The following is a 19,239-nucleotide window of genomic DNA, read 5'->3' as shown; positions in this document are numbered from 1 at the left end:
TTGGTCTGAGGTCCGTGCCATCCGCAGGCTGCCGGGCAATCCTGCCCGGCACACATGACAGCCGGGTTACTGTCCGGTCAACGCCGCCTCGAAGGCATCCGCGGTTTCCAGCGCGCAGGAAGCCACATCACGATCAATACGCTTGATCAGGCCGCCAAGCACCTTGCCCGGACCACATTCATACACCCGGATCACACCCTGTTCCTTGAGCGCCTGTACGGTTTCCACCCAGCGCACCGGCGAATAGAGTTGGCGAATCAAGGCATCGCGAATCTGTGCAGGATCGGTTTCCACCGCCACATCCACGTTATTGATCACCGGCATTTCCGCCGCATGGAAGTTGGTGTTATTCAGGGTCTCGGCAAGCTTCTCGGCGGCAGGCTTCATCAGCGCACAGTGCGACGGCACACTAACCGGCAGCGGCATGGCACGCTTGGCACCCGCTTCCTTACAGACAGCAATGGCACGCTCGACCGCCTCGGCGGACCCGGCAATCACCACCTGACCGGGGGCGTTAAAGTTCACCGCCTCGACCACATCGCCGTTAGCCGCTTGCTCACAGGCAGCACGTACCTGGTCATCATCCAGACCCAGCACCGCAGCCATCTTGCCCTGGCCTTCCGCCACCGCTTCCTGCATCAGCTGACCCCGGGTGCGGACCAGACGCACCGCATCGCCCAGATTGATCACCCCGGCACAGCTCAAAGCGGTGTATTCGCCCAAACTGTGGCCAGCCAGAAACTGCGGGCGCGGCCCACCGCTCTGCTCCCACAGCCGCCACAGGGCAACACCTGCCGTGAGCAACAGTGGCTGGGTATTTTCGGTCTGATTCAGCGCTTCTTTCGGGCCATCCTGACACAAGGCCCAGAGGTCCAGATCCAGCGCACCGGACGCTTCCGCAAACGTCTGCTTTACCGCGGGTCGATCCGCGAAATCGGACAGCATACCCAGTGCCTGGGAGCCCTGACCGGGAAAGATGAAAGCCGTCTTGGACATTGGTTATCCCCTTGAATTCGGCGGCAGTATGCCCGGTTTCGTCGGTGCTGTCCGGGCCACGCTGCAACAAAGTATGAATGAAATCAGTGGTCTTGCCCGGCCGTAGCGGCGGGCGCAAGGGCATCGCTGATCAGCGCCGGCACATTGCGGCGTGCTTCCACTTCAGCCACCTCCAGCGCACTGAGAAACCCCTGCTCGGAGGTACCACCGTGGCTTTTCACGACGATACCGCGCAGCCCTACCAGGCTGGCCCCGTTATAGCGATCCGGGTCCATGCGTTTTTTGAGGCCGCTGAGTACCGGCAAGGCGAGCAATCCACTCAGCTTGCGCAACCAGGAATGGCCAATTTCCTCGCGGATCATGTTGCCAATCATCTTGGCCACGCCTTCCATGGTCTTGAGGGACACATTACCCACGAAACCATCGCAGACCACCACATCGGCCTCACCGGCGAAGATGCCGTTCCCTTCGACAAACCCCACGTAGTTCATGTCCGGGGCAGCTTTCAACAGGGCGGCGGCTTCCTTGATCTGCTCGTTGCCCTTGATGTCTTCCTCGCCAATGTTCAGCAATGCGACGCTGGGCTGGCTGACGCCATCCACCGCCCGCACCAGCGCCTGCCCCATCAAGGCAAACTGCATCAGATGCTCCGGCTCGGAATCCACATTGGCGCCCAGATCCAGCATATGGCAATGGCCTGTGGCGGTAGGAATGGCAGTACAGATCGCCGGGCGGTCCACGCCGGGCAAGGTCTTTAGAACAAAACGACTGACCGCCATCAGAGCGCCGGTGTTGCCAGCACTGACCGCCGCCTGGGCTCGTCCTTCCTTGACCATATTGATGGCGACCCGCATGGAGGAATCTTTCTTCTGGCGCAAGGCCACCGCCACGGGATCATCCATGGCCACCACTTCCGTAGCAGGCTGGATCTCCAGGCGGACATGGCCAGACAATCCCGCCTTTTGCACCGCTTCAGCCAGCGGCTCAGCCTGCCCCACCAGGATGATATTGAGATGAGCATGGCGGGAAAGCATTTTCGCCACGGCGGGAACAGTCACGGACAAACCATGATCGCCCCCCATGGCATCCACCGCCAACGTCACAACCGACATGGGCTGCTTCCTTTATAAGATATTCGTTCAAATAGCCCGGCCTTGCGGCCAGTTATCAAGGCCGCCATTCTGACAAAAAAGCGGCCGGGAAACAGGCTTGCTTGTATCCGCTTACAAAAAATCCTCCCGAAGGAGGATTTTGTGGGCACCGTGACAGGCACCTGCGGCCAATAACAAAACGGGAGCCTTAGCCCCCGTTCTGTACTACCACTTATTCTTCGTCGTCGGTCTCAACCTGACGAATCACCTGACGGCCACGGTACATGCCATCCGGAGAGATGTGGTGACGACGATGCACTTCACCAGTGTTGGTGTCTTCAGTCAGCGCAGAAGAGGTCAGCGCATCGTGAGAGCGGCGCATGCCGCGCTTGGAACGGGTTTTACGGTTCTGTTGAACAGCCATTTCGAGCTCCTCGGGCGTTGAATCAGCCTGAATTTACTTGCCTTGACCTTTAAGCTTGGCCAGCACGGCAAAAGGATTATCCGCGTTTTCCTGTTTCTCAGGTTTGCCGCTGTCTTGCGGCAAAGCTGTCGGGCAAGGGTCATGCAGTGCCACCAACGGCATGGCCAGCAACAGTTCTTCCTCGAGCAGGTCGGTGAGAACCATGGGTTCTTCGCCAACCAGCCAGGGATCAAGTCGCTCCGGCAGTGCCTTGGCCTGATCCTCGCTCCACACCAGTGCCACATTGATATTGGCCTTGATGTCGCAAGTCACCGGCTCCAGGCAGCGCTGACATGGCAGCACCAGTATCGTGCTGACCTCGCCCTCAATACGCCGATGCCCCTCTTCATCACGGCCGAATGCCAGCGAAAGATTCACCGGCTGGTCAAGACTGTCGTGGTAATCCTGCAGGCGAGGCAGGTCCGCAACGGTGAGTTGACCTTCAACAATGCGACCCTGGTCCGCGTATTTGCGGGGATCGAGGAACTGTGGCAGTTGCCCTGAAAACATAAGCGCGCAATTCTAGGGCCGAGAGGCCCGCCTGTCAAAGTTAATCTCGGAAGCTAACCAATTGAACTAAAAAGACTTTTTCCAAAACGGGAAAAAGTCAGCGAGCAAAAAGCACATTTTTTGCCCGTCAGCGGGGATTTTACCCCAAATCCCCTGCCGCAAACCTTCTTCCCGCAGCAGAAAATCACTACACTCGTGCCCGCCAGAAGTGGAGATCCCCATGACAGACATCCCTACCCTGCTACTCGCCTCCTCCTCGCCATTCCGCCGTGAGCTACTGGGCAAGCTGCAGCTGGATTTTATTCACCAAAGTCCAGACATCGACGAAAGTCGTCTACCGGGCGAAAGCCCCACCGAGCTGGTGATGCGGCTGGCGAAAGAAAAAGCCGGCGCTTTGGCCGCGCAACACCCGGACACCCTGATTATCGGTTCGGATCAGGTGGCGGTCCTGGGCGAGCAGGTGCTGGGCAAACCTGGCACCGAAGAAAAAGCTGTTGAGCAACTGACAGCCGCCAGCGGGAAGCGGGTAACCTTTCTAACCGGGTTATGCCTGCTCAATACCGCCACCGGGCGCACCCAGGTCGCCTGTGAGCCCTTCAATGTGCAATTTCGTACCCTGAAACCCGAGCAGATCACCCGTTATGTGGCGCTGGAACAACCGCTCAACTGCGCCGGCAGCTTCAAGTCAGAAGGGCTGGGGATTGTGCTGTTCAAGGCACTGGAGGGGCGAGACCCCAACAGCCTGATCGGGTTGCCTTTGATTACCTTGACGGAATTTCTGGCGGCGGAAGGAATTCAGCTGCCGCCTGAGCTGTGAGCTGTGAGCTGTGAGCTGTGAGCTGTGAGCTGTGAGCTGTGAGCTGTGAGCTTGCAGAATGGTGACCTGACCAGACTAAAGCGCACCCCTTAAAAGCAAAAATCCGACACCCCGGATTTTTGCTTTTCCTCGTAGCTGAAAGCTCCCGGCTCGCAGCTGCCTCACCGAATGCTCGGCACCACAGCATCCAGGCCCAGCTGACTGCCCAGCCCCTCACCGATGGACACACCGAACTTGCGCATGAATTCCTCAAAGGGAGAGCGGCTGGCGCTGTAATTCACGGCTTCATCCAGACCCACAACATCCCGCGCCACATCTCCAGGGCTCTTGAGCCCATCCACCAGCCCCATTTTCTGCGCCCGCTCACCGGTCCAGAACAATCCGGAGAACATGTCCGGATACTCATCCACCTTCAGACGATCGCCACGCCCATTCTTGACGGCAGTAATAAACTGCTGGTGGATCTCGCCAAGCATGGTTTGCATGTGCTGACGGTCACGGGGTTTGACCGGCGAGAAGGGATCCATGATCGCCTTGTTGTCTCCGGCGGTCAGCACCCGGCGCTCCACCCCCAGCTTCTCTGCCGCTTCCTGTAGACCAAAACCGGCCATGATCACACCAATGGAGCCAACAATACTGGCTGGGTCGGCATAAATCTCGTCCGCCGCAGACGCAATGTAGTAGGCGCCGGACGCCCCCACATCCGTGATAGCCGCATACAACTTCTTGTCAGGGTACTCACCGCGCAAACGCTTGATGGCGTTATAGACCTGATTGGACTGTACGGGGGAGCCGCCCGGGCTATTGATCTTGAGCACCACCGCCTTGCTGTTGTCTGCCTCAAAGGCCCGGGTCAGGCCACTGACAATCAGATCAGCACTGGCATCCTGATCCGGGGCAATCACTCCGGACACCTCAACAATGGCAACATGCTCCTCGGCCACCACCATGGTGTTGCCGGTCTTGCCCGGCAGCACCATCACCAGCACCGCAAACAGATACACAAAGGTCAGTGCCTTGAAGAAGATGCCCCAGCGTCGGGATTTCCGGTGCTCGTCCTGCGCCTGGCCGAGCAGCTTTTCGATCAGTTTCCACTCACGCTCATTGGCAGGACGCTGCGGGGCGTTATCGTTTTCCATTTATACCGTCTCCGTGACCAGTTCATTCGCCGCCAAACCCACCAGCGGCAACAAGTCGTTCAATCTATCAATCACCGCCAGCGGCTCACAAGGCAACAGCCTGTCCAGCGGATGAGCGCCATAACTGACCGCTATTCGGTCAACGCCGGCATTGCGGGCCATGTCGAGATCAAAAGAGGTATCCCCGACAACCACCGCCCGTTCAGGCGCAACTGCCAGCTCGTCCAGCAGCTCCAGCACCATATGGGGCTGCGGTTTCGAGCCGCTTTCATCGGCACAGCGTGAGGCATGAAAGTAGCGGTCCAAGCCGGTATTGCCCCACACCCGCTGCAAGCCTTTACGACTCTTGCCAGTGGCGACGGCCAGTTTCAGCCCCTGGCCGCGTAGCTGGGTCAACACCTCTTCCGCGCCGGGATACAGAGCGCTGGGCGTCGACTCGGCCTCAATAAAGTGAAAGGCATAACGGTCTCGCATCTGCTCTACGCCGGCCGTATCCAGCACCGGATACAAGCTGGAGATCGCCTCTGGCAAACCCAACCCGATAATGCCGCACACCTGATCGTCAGCCAGCGCCGGCAGCGCCAGGTCCCGGGCCGCCGCATGCATGCAACTGACAATCCGGCCGGTAGAGTCCATTACTGTCCCATCCCAGTCGAAAATCACCAGATCGTATTTCATTGATTCCCCCGCAATGCAGCCAGGATAGCCTCAAAGTCCTCATCCAGCGGCGCCGTGATACTCAGGGTCTTTCCGGTGTCCGGGTGCGGAAACACCAGCGTTCGGGCATGCAGACACAAACGCTTGTGCCCCAGGGCATCCAGCAGCTGGGCGCCCTTGTCGATACCGTATTTGTCGTCCCCCAGCAGCGGGAAGCCGCCGAACTGGCTATGCACCCGAATCTGGTGGGTACGACCCGTCTCCAGAGTCGCCTCGACCAACTGGGCGTCTTTGAGCCGCTCAATCATGCGAAAATGCGTCACCGACGGTTTTCCCTCACGAGACACCCGCACGATACGTTCATTGCCATTCTGCATCTTCAGCAGGGGCGCCTCGATCGTTCGTTCCCTGCCCTTGTAACCCTGACAGATCAGCCAGTAGCGCTTTTCCGCCTTCCCGGCCTGCATCAGCCGTTGCAGTTTACGCAAGAAAGAACGGCGTCTGGCCACCATTATCAGGCCGCTGGTATCGCGGTCCAGCCGGTGGACCAGCTCAAGCTCCTTCTCTTCGGGGTAGATCACCCGTAGCGCCTCAATCAAGCCCAGGCTGACCCCGCTCCCCCCATGCACGGCCAAACCTGCCGGCTTATTGAAGATAAACAAATGAGGATCTTCATGGACACAGGCCCGTGACAAGCGCTCGGTCAGGCCGTCACTAACCTTGGGCGGAGCATCGGATTCACTGGTACGAATCGGCGGAATGCGCACTACATCCCCAGTGGCCAACCGGGTCGTCTGCTTGGCACGCCCCTTGTTCACCCTCACCTCACCGGAGCGAATAATCCGGTAGATACGGGATTTGGGCACCCCTTTCAGGTGGGTGAACAAGAAATTATCAAGGCGCTGTCCGTGCCGGCCATCGTCGATGGTCACAAAGCTGACACGGTTCGCTGCGGGGGTATCGTCTGACATGGCGGCGATTCTATAGAAAGCCGCATATAGTGAATAGTTAACAGTGAGCAGTTAATAGCTAAAACAAATAAAGACAAAGCCAAGCATAACCCAACAACCCTCTGACGCGGGCACAGCCAGCCAGAACCTGCTCCGCCACCCGAGACTGCTCACTATTCACTGTTCACTGCCTCAACCGATTGATCCCCCTAGCCTTTTGTTGCTATAGTCAAGCGTCGACCTGAATAGAAGGCAACGGCGACGCGCAGCGAACATTCGCCGTGTGGCCCGCTCCGGCACAGCCGCGAACGACATGGGCCCCGCCCGATCAGGTCTGGCAAAGCGTTACCACCCGCCACTGTCCCCACAAGGTAAACAGTGCCGGGCACAACGCTGCAGAGTAACCCATTTAAAACAGCGTCCAAGTTATGGACCCTGAACATTAACAATGGTGGCCTGCAGCGCCGGTCAAATGACCTGGAAAACAGACAGACAAGAGTTTACATATTGTTGTGCTGCCCGGGAGTGAGATACCACCTCGAGGCCACGGCAATCGCGTATAAGTAAAACCGCCTGGCCACACTGCCAGTGACCGTTACGCACTAAACATTGCCAATAACTCGGAGAGACGCTGACTCAGGCACACTGATCACCCAGGAAAGCGAAGATCCACGCCCTGCGTGCGCCCTGCCCGTGACTTGCCTGCAGCCCTCCCCCTGGTCTGCTACCGGTTTGCCCCCGGCCCTGCCCAGTGCCACCACTAACGTGTGGTAGCACCATGAAACGTATGCTAATCAACGCCACTCACCCTGAAGAGGTACGGGTGGCACTGGTCGATGGCCAACGGCTGTATGACCTGGATATCGAACACCGGACTCGGGTTCAGAAAAAAGCCAACATCTACAAAGGCAAAATCACCCGGGTAGAACCCTCTCTCGAAGCGGCCTTTGTGGACTTCGGCGCCGAGCGACACGGTTTTCTGCCTCTCAAGGAAATCTCCCGCCAGTACTTCCAGAAAGACCCCAAAGACATTCAGGGTCGCATCAACATCAAGGAAGTCATCAAGGAAGGCCAGGAAGTCATTGTCCAGGTCTCCAAGGAAGAGCGCGGCAACAAGGGCGCAGCCCTCACCACCTTTATCAGCCTGGCCGGCCGCTATCTGGTGCTGATGCCCAACAACCCCCGTGCTGGCGGCATTTCCCGCCGTATTGAGGGCGAAGAGCGGGCTCAACTCAAGGAGGCCCTGGGCGCCCTGACCATCCCCGATGAAATGGGTGTCATCGTGCGCACTGCTGGCCTGGGCCGCAGCGCCGAGGAACTCCAGTGGGATCTTAACTACCTGCTCAAGCTGTGGGGCTCCATTGATTCCGCGGCAGAAGAACGCAAGGCGCCCTTCCTGATCTATCAGGAATCCAATGTCATCATCCGCGCCATTCGCGATTACCTGCGCAAGGACATCGGCGAAGTGCTGATTGACTCCGAGAAGGTATTCGCCGAGGCCCAGGGCTTCGTGCAACAGGTGATGCAGGACTTCCAGCACAAGATCAAGCTGTACAACGAAGAAACCCCGTTGTTTTCCCGCTTCCAGATCGAATCCCAGATCGAGACCGCCTTTGAGCGGGAAGTGAAGCTGCCCTCCGGTGGCTCCATCGTCATCGATCCCACCGAGGCACTGGTATCCATCGACATCAACTCCTCCCGCGCCACCAAAGGGGCGGATATCGAGGAAACCGCCCTGCAGACCAACCTGGAAGCCGCGGAAGAAATCGCCCGCCAGCTGCGTCTGCGCGATATCGGTGGCCTGATCGTGGTGGACTTCATCGACATGGGGCCGTCGCGCAACCAGCGCGACGTGGAAAACCGCATGCGCGATGCACTGGAAGCCGACCGCGCCCGCATCCAGCTTGGCCGCATCTCCCGCTTTGGCCTGCTCGAGTTGTCACGCCAGCGTCTGCGTCCGAGTCTGGGGGAGACCTCCAGCATCGTGTGCCCCCGTTGTGATGGACAGGGCCACATCCGTGATGTGAAATCCCTTGCCCTGAGCATCCTGCGCCTCATCGAAGAAGAAGTGATGAAAGAGCGCACCGGTGAAATCCAGGCCCAAGTACCTGTCGCCGTGGCTACTTACCTGCTCAACGAGAAGCGCGAACCGCTCCGCGCCATCGAGCAGGCCCACAAGGTACGGGTGGTGATTATCCCCAACCCGAACCTGGAAACCCCGCATTTCGAGGTAGAACGCATCCGTGACGATCAGGTCGTCACCCAGCTGAGCCATGAAATGGACCTGCTGGAAAACAACAACGACGGTGAAGTGCCCAATGCCCAGGACGCCACCGCCAAGCCGCCGCAGGAGCCTGCGGTCAAATTGATGGCACCGGATACTGCCCCGCCGCCACCGAAGCCCGCGGCCCCGGCCCCGGCCCCCTCTGCCAATGTGCAGAACCTTGGGCTGCTGGCACGTTTCTTCACCTGGCTGGCGCAGGTCTTCACTGCCGAGCCCAAGCCGGAGAAAAAGCCCAAGAGCAGCAAGCCCCAGCAAAAGGGCAACAAGGGCCAGCAAAACAACCGTAACCGGGGTGGCAACACCCGTAACCGCAACGACAACCGCGGCGGCCGCAATGACAACCGCAATCGCCAGGATGATGGCGGCAAGGGCGGCAACCGTGGCAACAAAAGCGGTGACGACAGCGGTAACCGCAACAACCGTGGCCGCAACAACAAGCAGCAGGACAAGGACGACAACCGAAAGGACAATCGTCAGTCCGACAACAAACGCAACGCCGCGGACAACCGTAACAACGAGAACGGTAACGACAACAACGGTGGCAACAACGAGCGCCGTGGCCGCAATCGCAGCAGTAACCGCAATAACGACAACCGCGGCGACAAGGGCGGCAACAACAAAGCCGAAGGCAATAAGCCACGTAACCGCAACAAGCAGCAGGACAGCGGCAAATCCGAAGGCAATAACGACAAGGGCCCCAAGGCACCGCGTCGCAACGAAGCCAAGGATGACCGCCCCCTGCGCGAACGTCAGCGTCCGGCCAAAAAAGGCGCGGCCCCCGCGAGTGATGCCGCGGCCGCCGAGCAGGCAAACGACAGCGCCGTAGCCAGCAAAGCGGCGCCGCGCCCGGAGCAAAAGCAGGCCCCCCGTGCGCAGGCCGAGGACACGGCTGCACCGGCTGAAGGGCACCCGCCTGCCAAGCTGGTTCCCGAGCAGGAACCCGCCAGTAACCCGCAACAGACGCCTGCTGCCGCCAAGGAGGCTACTGAGACTGCACAGAAACCCGCCCCGGCCAAACCGGAGCAGGCTGCTGTCGCCAAATCCCAGGCACCGGCGGCTGACGCCAAGGCAGAGCAGGCTCCGAAGGCTGCCCCCGCGCAACAGCAACAGCCCGAGACAACGGCAGAACCCGCCAAACCTGCCGCGCCCAAGGCTGACGCTACCGCCACCAAGCCGCCCTCTGAAGCGGCACCGTCTGACGCACCGAAGCCTGCCGATGCGCCAGCGCCTCAAGCACCACAAAGCGAGAACCGTGAAACCCCGGCGGCTTCCCCGAAAGCCGAGGAATCTACGCCAGCAAATGAGGCAAGCGGTGTAAAGGCTGAGAAGACGGAAAAGGTGCGTGCCAGCAACGATCCACGCTCGCCGCACTACAAGCCCAGCCAGCACACTCCCCGTCCACGGGCGGAGAAGCCCAAGCCGGCTCCTACCGGCAATGAGCTTCCCAGCCGTGCAGTGGAAGTGAAGCCGGTGGCCGCAGAAACCAAACCGGCTGCCGCCGAGCAAGGCATGGCTTCCAACGACCCGCGCGCGCGCCGTCGTCAGCAACAGGCCGAAGCCGCCGCCAAGGCCGAAGCCGATGCGAATAACAGCGGCAACAAGGAGAGCACCCCATCAGATTCCTGAGGGTGGTCTCCTGAAACAACAACGCCCCGCATTGCGGGGCGTTGTTGTTTCAGGCGGGTGGCTTTTGCGGCCCGCGGCGTGATGGCATATCAGCGGTTAGGGGTCGGCCCCGGCATCCTCACGGGCTCCTGCTCCAGCTCAACCCCAAACCGGGCTTTCACATCCCGGCAAACGGCCTCAGCCAGCGCCGTCACATCGTCACAGGTGGCACCGCCATGATTAACCAACACCAACGCCTGCTCGCTGTGCATACCCACCGGGCCCAGACGCCGTCCTTTCCAACCTGCTTGCTCAATCAACCAGCCTGCCGCCAGTTTCACGCCTTCCGGTTGAGGATAGCTCACCAGCTTTTCATGACGCTGCTGCAGTGACGCGGCCAGCGACGCCGGCACCACCGGGTTCTTGAAAAAACTCCCGGCATTGGCCAGCACCGTCGGGTCCGGAAGTTTGCTACTACGGATAGCAATAACCTGCTCTCGTACCGCAGCAGGTGTCACCGCCTCCCCGGGCCGCTGCGCGAAAAACGCCTGCAACGGGGCATAGTCGATATTGCAGCGAGGCTGCCGGTTCAAACGCAACTCGATACCAGTGATGATATAGCGGCCACGATCACGGCTTTTGAAACGGCTATCGCGGTAAGCAAACTCACACTCAGCGGCAGAAAAATGCAGCACCTTCCCAGAGGCGATTTCCATCACCGTGACCTGCTCCAGCACCTGCGACAGCTCAACACCATAGGCGCCAATATTCTGGAACGGGGCGGCCCCTGTGGTACCAGGAATCAAAGACAGGTTTTCCAGCCCCTGCCAACCCTGCGCTACGGTCCAGGCCACCAGATCATCCCAGTGGACCCCGGCACCCGCTGCTACCCAGACATGGGAGTCGTCTTCTTTGACCTTGACCATGCCATCAATCGCAAGCGACAGGGTCAGCCCCGGCAAATCCCCATCGATCACCAGATTGCTGCCCTCACCAATCACGAAAACCGGCTGGGACAAATCTCGCTCGGCAAGCAATTGCCTGAGCGCATCCAGAGTGGCGGGACGCGCCAGATGGTGGGCTTTGGCCGGTAGCCCAAGGGTATTGAGTGCGCGCAGGTCAGCGTTGCGTTCGAGCCCGCTCACAAGCGCTCCTGTAGCGATGCCAACAGGCCCCGGGCTCCATCCTCAACCAGGTCCAATACCTGATCGAAACCATCGTTACCGCCATAATAAGGATCCGGCACTTCTCGCTCTGCACTGTCGGTGGCGTAATCCAGGAAACGGGCCAAAGTACCGTTGGCATCGGAAGGGCGCATGGCTTCCAGGTCCGCCAAATTGGCATTATCCATCGCCAACACCACATCAAACGCGTAAAAATCGGCAGGCGTGACCTGCCGGGCCCGCAGGCTGCTCATGTCATAACCGCGACGAGCCGCAGCCTCCTGGGTACGCGGATCCGGTGCGCGACCAATATGCCAATCGCCGGTGCCTGCGCTATCAATACGGATTTTCTCTTCCAGCCCCGCCTCACGAACATACTGACGGAACACCACGTCCGCCGTAGGTGAGCGGCAAATATTGCCAAGGCATACAAATAACACTGAAACAGACATTAGCCCTTCTCCAACAAGGCCTGAACCCGTTGCAAGTCTTCCGGTGTGTCAATGCCCCCGGGAACCGCTTCACAGGAGGGGGCCACATGAATGGCCACACCGTTGGCCATTGCGCGTAGTTGCTCCAGGGATTCCAGCTTTTCCAGGGTGGCAGGCTCCCAGGACACATATTGATGCAGGAATTTCACTCTATAGGCATAGATACCAATGTGCCGCCACCATTGCCCACCACGAATATCCCGATTGTTCTCGGCAAACGCATCCCGATGCCATGGGATCGGAGCACGAGAGAAATACAACGCGCGCCCATTGGTGTCGAAGACTACCTTGACCACATTCGGGTTAAATACATCCTCGGCCCGCTCGATAGGCTCGCAGAGGGTTGCCATCTGACAATCCGGATGGCTATTCAGATTGTCTGCCACCTGGTCAATCACAGCCGCTGGAATCAGGGGCTCATCCCCCTGCACATTCACAATGATATCCTCGTCAGCCAATGCCAGTTGCTGAGCGACTTCCTGCAAGCGGTCTGTCCCGGACGGGTGATCAGTGCGGGTCATCACAACCGGCACCTGTCCTTCAAGCGCATCCGCAATCCGTTGGTCGTCAGTAGCCACATAGACCTTGGCAGCCTGACTGGTCAGGCAACGCTCTGCTACCCTGGCCACCATCGGCTTGCCAGCCAGATCCGCCAGTGGCTTTCCCGGCAAGCGCATGGAGGCATACCGGGCCGGCACTACCACATAAAAATTCATGAAAACCTCGTGACTAAAAACAGCAAGAACAAGCCTGCAACTCCAGGAGAAACAACGGCGAACCTCGGTCTGAAATACCAAACCGATACCCCGTTTAACATGCCCTGTGGCTTGTCATGACCACAACACTCCACTTGCATGACAACCAATGCGGGTAGCTAGTCTTTTCCCAGCGCTCGATCCAGCATCTGATCGAGCAGCCCATCAGGCAAGTCTGCTTCCACCGGCAAGAACCACCAATGCGGTTCGGCAAACGCCCGACATTTGACCGCATCCTTCTCCGTCATCAGCACGGGCAGGCCGTCGGAAAAGGCCAGATCAGCCGGTTGGTAAGCATGATGATCCGCAAATACATGGGGGGTGATATTCAGACCCAGAATGTTCAGCAGATTGAAGAAGCGTTTTGGGTTGCCAATACCGGCAACCGCATGTACCTGAGGGTGACTCCGCAAAAAGTCCTGGGGGGAAAGACGGTGCCCGCCCTGCAAGCTCTCCACACTATCCGGGCGCATGATCATGGGGTGTGCACCACTCCAGCCTCCACCGGTGCTGATCACGAAGTCCACTTCCTTAAGCCGCGAAGCCGGTTCGCGCAGCGGGCCTTCCGGCAAGCAACGGCCATTACCCAGGCCTCGTTGACCGTCCACCACCACCACCTCTGCAGTGCGAGGCAAAGCGTAATGCTGCAGGCCATCATCGCTGATAACCAGATCAGGTTGATAATCCCGTATGGCCACCTGCAGGGCGTTATACCGATCAGGATCCAGAATAACCGGGGCACCGGTACGGCGGGCAATCAGTACCGGCTCGTCACCAACCTCTAACGCGGCACTTTGCTCGCAAACCGTGACCGGATACTGGTTTGTCTTGCCACCGTAACCACGGGATACGACAACCACTGACAGCCCCCTGGCTTGGGCCGCCTTAACCAGCGCAATGACCAGAGGGGTCTTGCCTGTCCCGCCTACGGTGATATTGCCAACGACCAGCACAGGAACAGGTGCATCAGAACGTACCTTTCGAAAGCGGCGCAACCGGCGAGAGGCTTCCATGGATACCAGCAAGGATAAAGGCCTTAACGGCACCAGCCATGGGCTGCCCTTGTACCACCCTTTCTGAATCCACTCACCTAACGACATGTGTGCCTGCTCCCAAAACCGCAACCGAGGGTTTACCCTTCGGCAAAATCCATTCTGTATAGCTGGGTATAAAGGCCATTTTTCGCTAACAGTTCTTCATGGGTTCCCTGTTCCATCAGCTGCCCCTGGTCCAACACCACGATGCGATCTGCTTTTTCGATGGTAGACAGACGATGCGCAATCACGAGGGTTGTCCGACCGGACATCACTCTTTCAAGCGCCTGTTGGATATGGTGTTCAGATTCAGTATCCAAAGCGCTGGTAGCTTCATCCAGAATCAATACCGGAGCATCTTTCAGCAAAGCTCTCGCAATCGCTATCCTCTGACGTTGCCCTCCAGACAGCTGAACGCCATCTTGGCCAAGAGCCGTGTCCAGCCCATGCTCCAGTTGTTCGATGAATCGCCATGCCTGAGCATCCCGAGCAGCAGCTTCGATCGCATCATCACTGGCACCCCTGAGCTCGCCGTAGGCAATGTTGTTGCGAACCGTATCGTTAAACAGGACGACCCGCTGGCTCACCATGGCAATCTGATTGCGCAATTCGCTCAGGGCATAGTCCCCAAGCGCAACGCCATCCAGCAGAATTCGCCCTTGGTCAGGATCAAAAAAACGCGGAAGCATAGCGCTAATGGTGCTTTTCCCAGCCCCGGAACGACCGACCAACGCGACAGTTTCTCCCGCCCGAATCGTGAGGTTCAGGTTACGTACCACTGGCGTTTGTGGGTCGTAGCCGAAGGTAACACCATCAAAGACGATGTCGCCCTTCGCTTTGCCTGCCAGGGTGTAGCCCCCCTGGTCCACTTCTTCTGGAGTATCCAGCAAATCGAAAAGGCTTGCCGCGCCCGTGACCCCCCGCTGAACCTTTACATTGACATCGGTCAGCTGCTTGAGTGGTTTCTGGATCATGCCTGCAGCAGCGATATAGGACAGGAACCCGCCAACGGTCAGCTCTTCTCCCATTAGGTGGATGTAAAGGTAGGTAATAGCGCCAATACCCACTGCAACAAAGAGCTGAACGATAACGGTACTGGCGATTTTACTGGCGTTGAGTTTCACATTCTGTTTTGCGAACGTTCGACTCACCGAATGAAAGCGACTCGCTTCCTGTTCTTGGCCACCAAAGATCTTGACCTCACCGCTGCCTTCTATCGCCTCACCCAAAAAATGCGTGATATTGGACATGGAGGCCTGGATGCGCCGGCTGATCTTTCGGAAACGCTTGCTGGTTACATTGACAACGAGAGCGATCAATGGCGCCACTGCAATCAGAATCAGGGTAAGTTTCCAGTTCTGCCAGACCAGAAAAGCAAACAACCCGATGACGGTGAGTCCCTCGCGAACAATCACAATGATGGCATCCGTCCCGGCACTGGTTACCTGCTGCGCATCAAATATGATTTTCGACATGATGCGGCCGGAAGCATTCTTGTGATACTCCGACTGCGGCAATTTAAGCACATGCCCGAAGACATCATTGCGCAGTACATACACAAGCTGCTGGGCTACCCAATTCATGCTGTAACTGCCCATGAACTGTCCCACCCCCTGAAAGAGCACTAACACCAACGGGGCAATGGAAACCACCATGACACGGAAGTCGGTAGGATTGACAATGGTGTCACCCAGATAGCCTGCCAGCTGCGCCGCGCCGGCTTGCGTTGCCGCATAAATGGCATAACCAAGGACACTCAGAACGAGCATGAACCAGTAAGGACGAACGTAGGAAAGCAGCCGCTTGTATGTCGGCCACACCTCCTCGGAGGATTGACTCATTGTGCCTCGTCAGCAGATTGGCGGGTGGTGAGTGACAGCTTAACAAAACCCAGCTGCCCAGCCACGTCATAGACACGCACCACGGACTGATAGGCTACATTGGCATCCGCATAGATTTGCAAAGGGAGATCTGTTTTTTCCTGCCCAAGTCCAAGCAGTGCGACTCTCAGACTCTTGCTGTCGTTCGCCGCGAGCTTTTCCCCATTGACCAGATAATCTCCAGTTGAGGTGATTGTCACTTCCACTTGATCCGGTGATGGGGCAAGCGCCGTTCCATCGGCCTGTGGCAAGGTGATCGCCAGCTGCGTTTTGTCATCAAACGTGGTGGAAACCATGAAGAAAATCAGCAGCAGAAACACCACATCAATCAGTGGTGTCAGATTGACGCTGATTTCCTCCTGGCTTGGACGGGGGAATTTCACGCCTTCTCTCCCGGCTCGGCTTCGCGTTCACCGTGTACCAGATCCACAACATGTACCGCGCTTTGTTCAAGTTCCACGGTAATTTCTTCCACCCGACGGACAAAAAAACGGTGAAAGAAAATGGCCGGAATGGCTACAACCAGGCCCGCAGCTGTCGTGAGCAACGCCTGAGAGATGCCTCCAGCCAGCTGGGCAGCATCGCCGGTGCCGTGAATCATGATCGCAGCGAAAACATCGATCATGCCAATAACCGTTCCCAGCAAACCCAAAAGGGGGGTAATGGCGGCAATGGAGCCCAACGTGCTGAGGAATTTTTCCAGCTCATGAATCACGCCGGTCGCACTTTCCTGGATACTTTCCTTCATGATGTCACGGCCATGCTTGGCGTTGGCCAGGCCCGTCGCCAGAATACGCCCCAGCGGTGAACTGTCGCGCAACTTGATCAGATTACCCTCATTGAGCAAGCCCCGCTTCAACAGGGTCTGCACCTGCGGAACGGTATCCGCCGGCGCCAGTTTGCTCGGCCGCAACGTCCAGAAACGCTCAACGACAATGGCCAGCGCCACCACGGAACAAATCAGGATCGGGAGCATCATCCAGCCCCCGGACTGCACAAGGTCCTGCACCTTTCTCTCCCCTCACTCACTACGTCGCCCACCAGGGCGCAGTCGGGTTACCAGAAACGCCAGCCGGCCGGTTGGTGCCAGGGCCGGGCATAATTTTGGCGCCATTTTGTTATAAGCGGAACATTATCGGCATCACCCCGACGAAACACAATCATACCGGACTCGTCAGTGCGTAGAACTGTGACTCCCGACGCCCGCAGACGTTCCAGCACCTGTGCATGGGGGTGGCCGAAATGATGGCGATAACCGGCACTGGCTATCGCCCATTCTGGTGAAGTTTCACGCAGAAAAGCCGCCGACGTACTGGAGCGGCTCCCATGATGGGCCAGCACCACCAGATCGCTCTGTGGCCAATGCCCCAGCAATGGATACTCGCTCTCACGGGTGATATCACCAGGCAACAGCAAGGACAAGCTGCCTCCTTCGACATGGAGCACACAGCTGGCATCATTACCGTGCGCATTGCCGTCTCCCCGCCGTGGCCACAACACCCGAAAACGCACCCCGTCCCACCGCCAGTTCTGCCCGGCGTGGCAGGGCACACTATTGGCCACCCGCTCGGGTTCACCACTAATAACCACCGGGGAATCCCCCATAACGGGTAAGATAGCCTCCAAACCACCCGCATGATCATTATCCCCGTGGCTGACCACAATCCGGTCTGGCACCTGCCCCCAACGATTGAGCCACGGCACCACGATACTGGCCGCCATACTCCCGCCCGGCCAGGATGAGCCGGTGTCATACAACAGCAGGTGCTCGCGAGTGCGAACCGCAAGGGCCAGCCCTTGCCCCACATCAAAGACAGTCAATTCCCATTCACCGTGGGGCAACGGCGCCGGACGCTGCGCCAGCCAGGGAACCAGGAACAACGGCAACAAACGCCGAGGAAACGGCACCGCGGGCACCATCAACACCGCCAGCGCGACTATCACGCACGCCCCTGCCAATGCACCGGGCAGGGGCACTCCGGGCACAATCACCGCCCCAGCCAGACCTTCCATCAACCAGGAAGACAGTTCGATACCCGTAGCAGCGCCCTGCAACAGCACACTGGAGCCTGTCAGGGCGCCGCACAAGGCCAATGGAATCACCAAAAAAGAATACAACGGAATCAACAGGATATTGGCAAGGGGGGCGCTCAATGACCATTGCTCGAACAAGACTGCGCCCAACACGCTCATCATCACAGGCAACAAGACAATCAGCCGGCGACTCCCCTGCCCCATGGCCAACCAGCCAATGGCGGCAACGGCACCGAAAGACAGCCACAAGCTTTCCGACAAGGCAGACAGGGGAAACACCAACAGCACGACACCAAGGGCGACCGCCAGGCTGCGCCACAACGATAAAGGCTGCCTCAAGCACGATGATATTGCGACCACGGCCAGCATGGTCACCGCCCTCAGGGTCGGCAAACTGAAACCCGCCATGGCGGAATAGCCGACCGCCGCCAGCAGGGCCGGGCACCACGCCAGCTGTTGCAAGGTATAGCGCCTTAGCGCAGGGGCTATGTACTGACAAAACGGCATGAGGCACCAGCGACCGAGCCAGCCCGCCAACCCGGCCACCAGCGCAATATGTAACCCGGAGATCGCCAGCAGATGGGCCGCCCCGGTGCTTTGGAAAACCTGCCATTGCTGCGTAGTCAGCCTTGAGCGGTCGCCGACAATGAGCGCAGGCACAACCGATGCTCCCACCGGGGAGCCTTGCAGACTCGCGGCAAGCGTATTGGCTAACTGCTCACGCCAACGCAAGAAACCGTCCCCCTGTGACACCCCCCGCCACTGCTGCACAGATCCTCGCGCATGGATGCCTTGTGCCAGATCCCGTCGGGCCAGATCCGGGCCGGCCAGGTTATACTGACCACGCCCCGATCTGAGCTTGAGTGCTATCTGCCCACGCTCGCCCGCATGCAGGGGTGCAGGTGGCGCATAATAGTTCACCCGTAGACGATGACGCCCCGGCCAGAGATTATTCCCCCACACCTCCAACAACAACGTCTGCCGCCAACGCCAGCGACCGAAGCGATATTCATGCACTGTCTGGGGCAGGGCTACGACCTGAGCCTCGAAACGCAGAGTTTGCCCCTCCAGATTAGAGGGCAATTGCTGACTAATCGCCCATTGCAGCTGCCATACCCCTGCCGTATAGGCAACGGCCGCAAGCAGCAGCGCCTTTTTCCGGGGTCGCCACAACAGTGCCATGAGCAACATCATACAAAGCGGCCACAGCACGCCAATCCTGACACCCGCTACCATGGCCAGCCCCGCTATCCACCACACCTTATCTGCTCCCTGGTTGGGGCCACCTGGCAATCTCTTCACCTTCTGCCACGTTTTGCCGTGGTAATTACCTGTGGCAGGTGTATGCCTTTGTGGTCGTAGCGGGCATA

Annotated in this window: 17 protein-coding genes; 2 read left to right on the top strand and 15 right to left on the bottom strand. The window is 58.6% G+C overall.

Annotation, left to right across the window (positions count from 1 at the left end):
- Positions 1 to 66: 66 nt before the first annotated feature.
- The 4 genes from fabD to D4A39_RS02570 form a co-directional block, all read right to left on the bottom strand.
- Positions 67 to 996, bottom strand: coding sequence for an ACP S-malonyltransferase (fabD, locus tag D4A39_RS02585; protein WP_119917441.1), 930 nt, complete (start codon positions 994 to 996; stop codon positions 67 to 69).
- Between the two features lie 83 nt (positions 997 to 1,079).
- Positions 1,080 to 2,108, bottom strand: coding sequence for a phosphate acyltransferase PlsX (gene plsX, locus D4A39_RS02580; protein WP_022984169.1), 1,029 nt, complete (start codon positions 2,106 to 2,108; stop codon positions 1,080 to 1,082).
- A 211-nt stretch (positions 2,109 to 2,319) separates the two neighbouring features.
- The gene (rpmF, locus tag D4A39_RS02575) at positions 2,320 to 2,511 is read right to left on the bottom strand and encodes a 50S ribosomal protein L32 (RefSeq protein ID WP_022984168.1); all 192 of its coding nucleotides are present in this window, start codon (positions 2,509 to 2,511) and stop codon (positions 2,320 to 2,322) included.
- A 33-nt stretch (positions 2,512 to 2,544) separates the two neighbouring features.
- Positions 2,545 to 3,060 carry a YceD family protein gene (locus D4A39_RS02570; RefSeq protein ID WP_022984167.1) on the bottom strand — a complete coding sequence of 172 codons (516 nt, stop codon included), beginning with the start codon at positions 3,058 to 3,060 and terminating at the stop codon, positions 2,545 to 2,547.
- Between the two features lie 220 nt (positions 3,061 to 3,280).
- On the opposite strand from D4A39_RS02570, the gene D4A39_RS02565 reads away from it, so the two are divergent.
- Entirely contained in the window at positions 3,281 to 3,877 is a 597-nt protein-coding gene (locus D4A39_RS02565; protein ID WP_306461021.1) for a Maf family protein, read from the top strand.
- A 161-nt stretch (positions 3,878 to 4,038) separates the two neighbouring features.
- On the opposite strand, the gene sppA is transcribed toward D4A39_RS02565, so the two are convergent.
- The 3 genes from sppA to D4A39_RS02550 are packed head-to-tail and all read right to left on the bottom strand — an operon-like array spanning position 4,039 to position 6,644.
- The gene (gene sppA / locus D4A39_RS02560; RefSeq protein ID WP_119917440.1) at positions 4,039 to 5,016 is read right to left on the bottom strand and encodes a signal peptide peptidase SppA; all 978 of its coding nucleotides are present in this window, start codon (positions 5,014 to 5,016) and stop codon (positions 4,039 to 4,041) included.
- Positions 5,017 to 5,694 carry an HAD-IA family hydrolase gene (locus D4A39_RS02555; RefSeq protein ID WP_119917439.1) on the bottom strand — a complete coding sequence of 226 codons (678 nt, stop codon included), beginning with the start codon at positions 5,692 to 5,694 and terminating at the stop codon, positions 5,017 to 5,019. It abuts the gene before it with no gap.
- Positions 5,691 to 6,644 (bottom strand): RluA family pseudouridine synthase, encoded by a 954-nt coding sequence (locus D4A39_RS02550; RefSeq protein WP_119917438.1) that lies wholly within the window; start codon positions 6,642 to 6,644, stop codon positions 5,691 to 5,693. The genes D4A39_RS02555 and D4A39_RS02550 overlap by 4 nt, the downstream gene beginning before the upstream one ends.
- Before the next feature lie 757 nt (positions 6,645 to 7,401).
- Here D4A39_RS02550 and rne point away from each other — a divergent pair.
- Complete coding sequence (gene rne / locus D4A39_RS02545; RefSeq protein WP_199699413.1) at positions 7,402 to 10,533, top strand: ribonuclease E; 3,132 nt, start codon at positions 7,402 to 7,404, stop codon at positions 10,531 to 10,533.
- Positions 10,534 to 10,622: 89 nt separating this feature from the next.
- On the opposite strand, the gene murB is transcribed toward rne, so the two are convergent.
- The 8 genes from murB to D4A39_RS02505 form a co-directional block, all read right to left on the bottom strand.
- Complete coding sequence (gene murB, locus D4A39_RS02540) at positions 10,623 to 11,657, bottom strand: UDP-N-acetylmuramate dehydrogenase (protein WP_022985592.1); 1,035 nt, start codon at positions 11,655 to 11,657, stop codon at positions 10,623 to 10,625.
- Positions 11,654 to 12,127, bottom strand: a complete 474-nt coding sequence (locus tag D4A39_RS02535; RefSeq protein WP_031226549.1) for a low molecular weight protein-tyrosine-phosphatase — start codon at positions 12,125 to 12,127, stop codon at positions 11,654 to 11,656. The genes murB and D4A39_RS02535 overlap by 4 nt, the downstream gene beginning before the upstream one ends.
- On the bottom strand, positions 12,127 to 12,882 hold the full coding sequence (gene kdsB, locus D4A39_RS02530) for a 3-deoxy-manno-octulosonate cytidylyltransferase (protein WP_119917436.1): 756 nt from the start codon (positions 12,880 to 12,882) through the stop codon (positions 12,127 to 12,129). Before kdsB ends, D4A39_RS02535 begins: the two co-directional genes overlap by 1 nt.
- A 158-nt stretch (positions 12,883 to 13,040) precedes the next feature.
- Positions 13,041 to 14,021 (bottom strand): tetraacyldisaccharide 4'-kinase, encoded by a 981-nt coding sequence (gene lpxK / locus D4A39_RS02525; protein ID WP_119917435.1) that lies wholly within the window; start codon positions 14,019 to 14,021, stop codon positions 13,041 to 13,043.
- Positions 14,022 to 14,053: 32 nt separating this feature from the next.
- A complete protein-coding gene (gene msbA / locus D4A39_RS02520) occupies positions 14,054 to 15,796 on the bottom strand; it encodes a lipid A export permease/ATP-binding protein MsbA (protein ID WP_119917434.1) in 1,743 nt (580 codons plus the stop codon).
- Positions 15,793 to 16,218 (bottom strand): ExbD/TolR family protein, encoded by a 426-nt coding sequence (locus tag D4A39_RS02515; RefSeq protein ID WP_119917433.1) that lies wholly within the window; start codon positions 16,216 to 16,218, stop codon positions 15,793 to 15,795. The genes msbA and D4A39_RS02515 overlap by 4 nt, the downstream gene beginning before the upstream one ends.
- Complete coding sequence (locus tag D4A39_RS02510; RefSeq protein ID WP_022985586.1) at positions 16,215 to 16,844, bottom strand: MotA/TolQ/ExbB proton channel family protein; 630 nt, start codon at positions 16,842 to 16,844, stop codon at positions 16,215 to 16,217. The genes D4A39_RS02515 and D4A39_RS02510 overlap by 4 nt, the downstream gene beginning before the upstream one ends.
- Positions 16,845 to 16,891: 47 nt before the next feature.
- Entirely contained in the window at positions 16,892 to 19,129 is a 2,238-nt protein-coding gene (locus tag D4A39_RS02505) for a DNA internalization-related competence protein ComEC/Rec2 (protein ID WP_233552390.1), read from the bottom strand.
- Positions 19,130 to 19,239: the final 110 nt, after the last annotated feature.

The organism is Alcanivorax profundi, from assembly GCF_003597125.1.
GTDB lineage: Bacteria > Pseudomonadota > Gammaproteobacteria > Pseudomonadales > Alcanivoracaceae > Alcanivorax > Alcanivorax profundi.
Note: the sequence above shows the minus strand (reverse complement) of the source record. Positions and strands in the feature narration are given on the sequence as shown.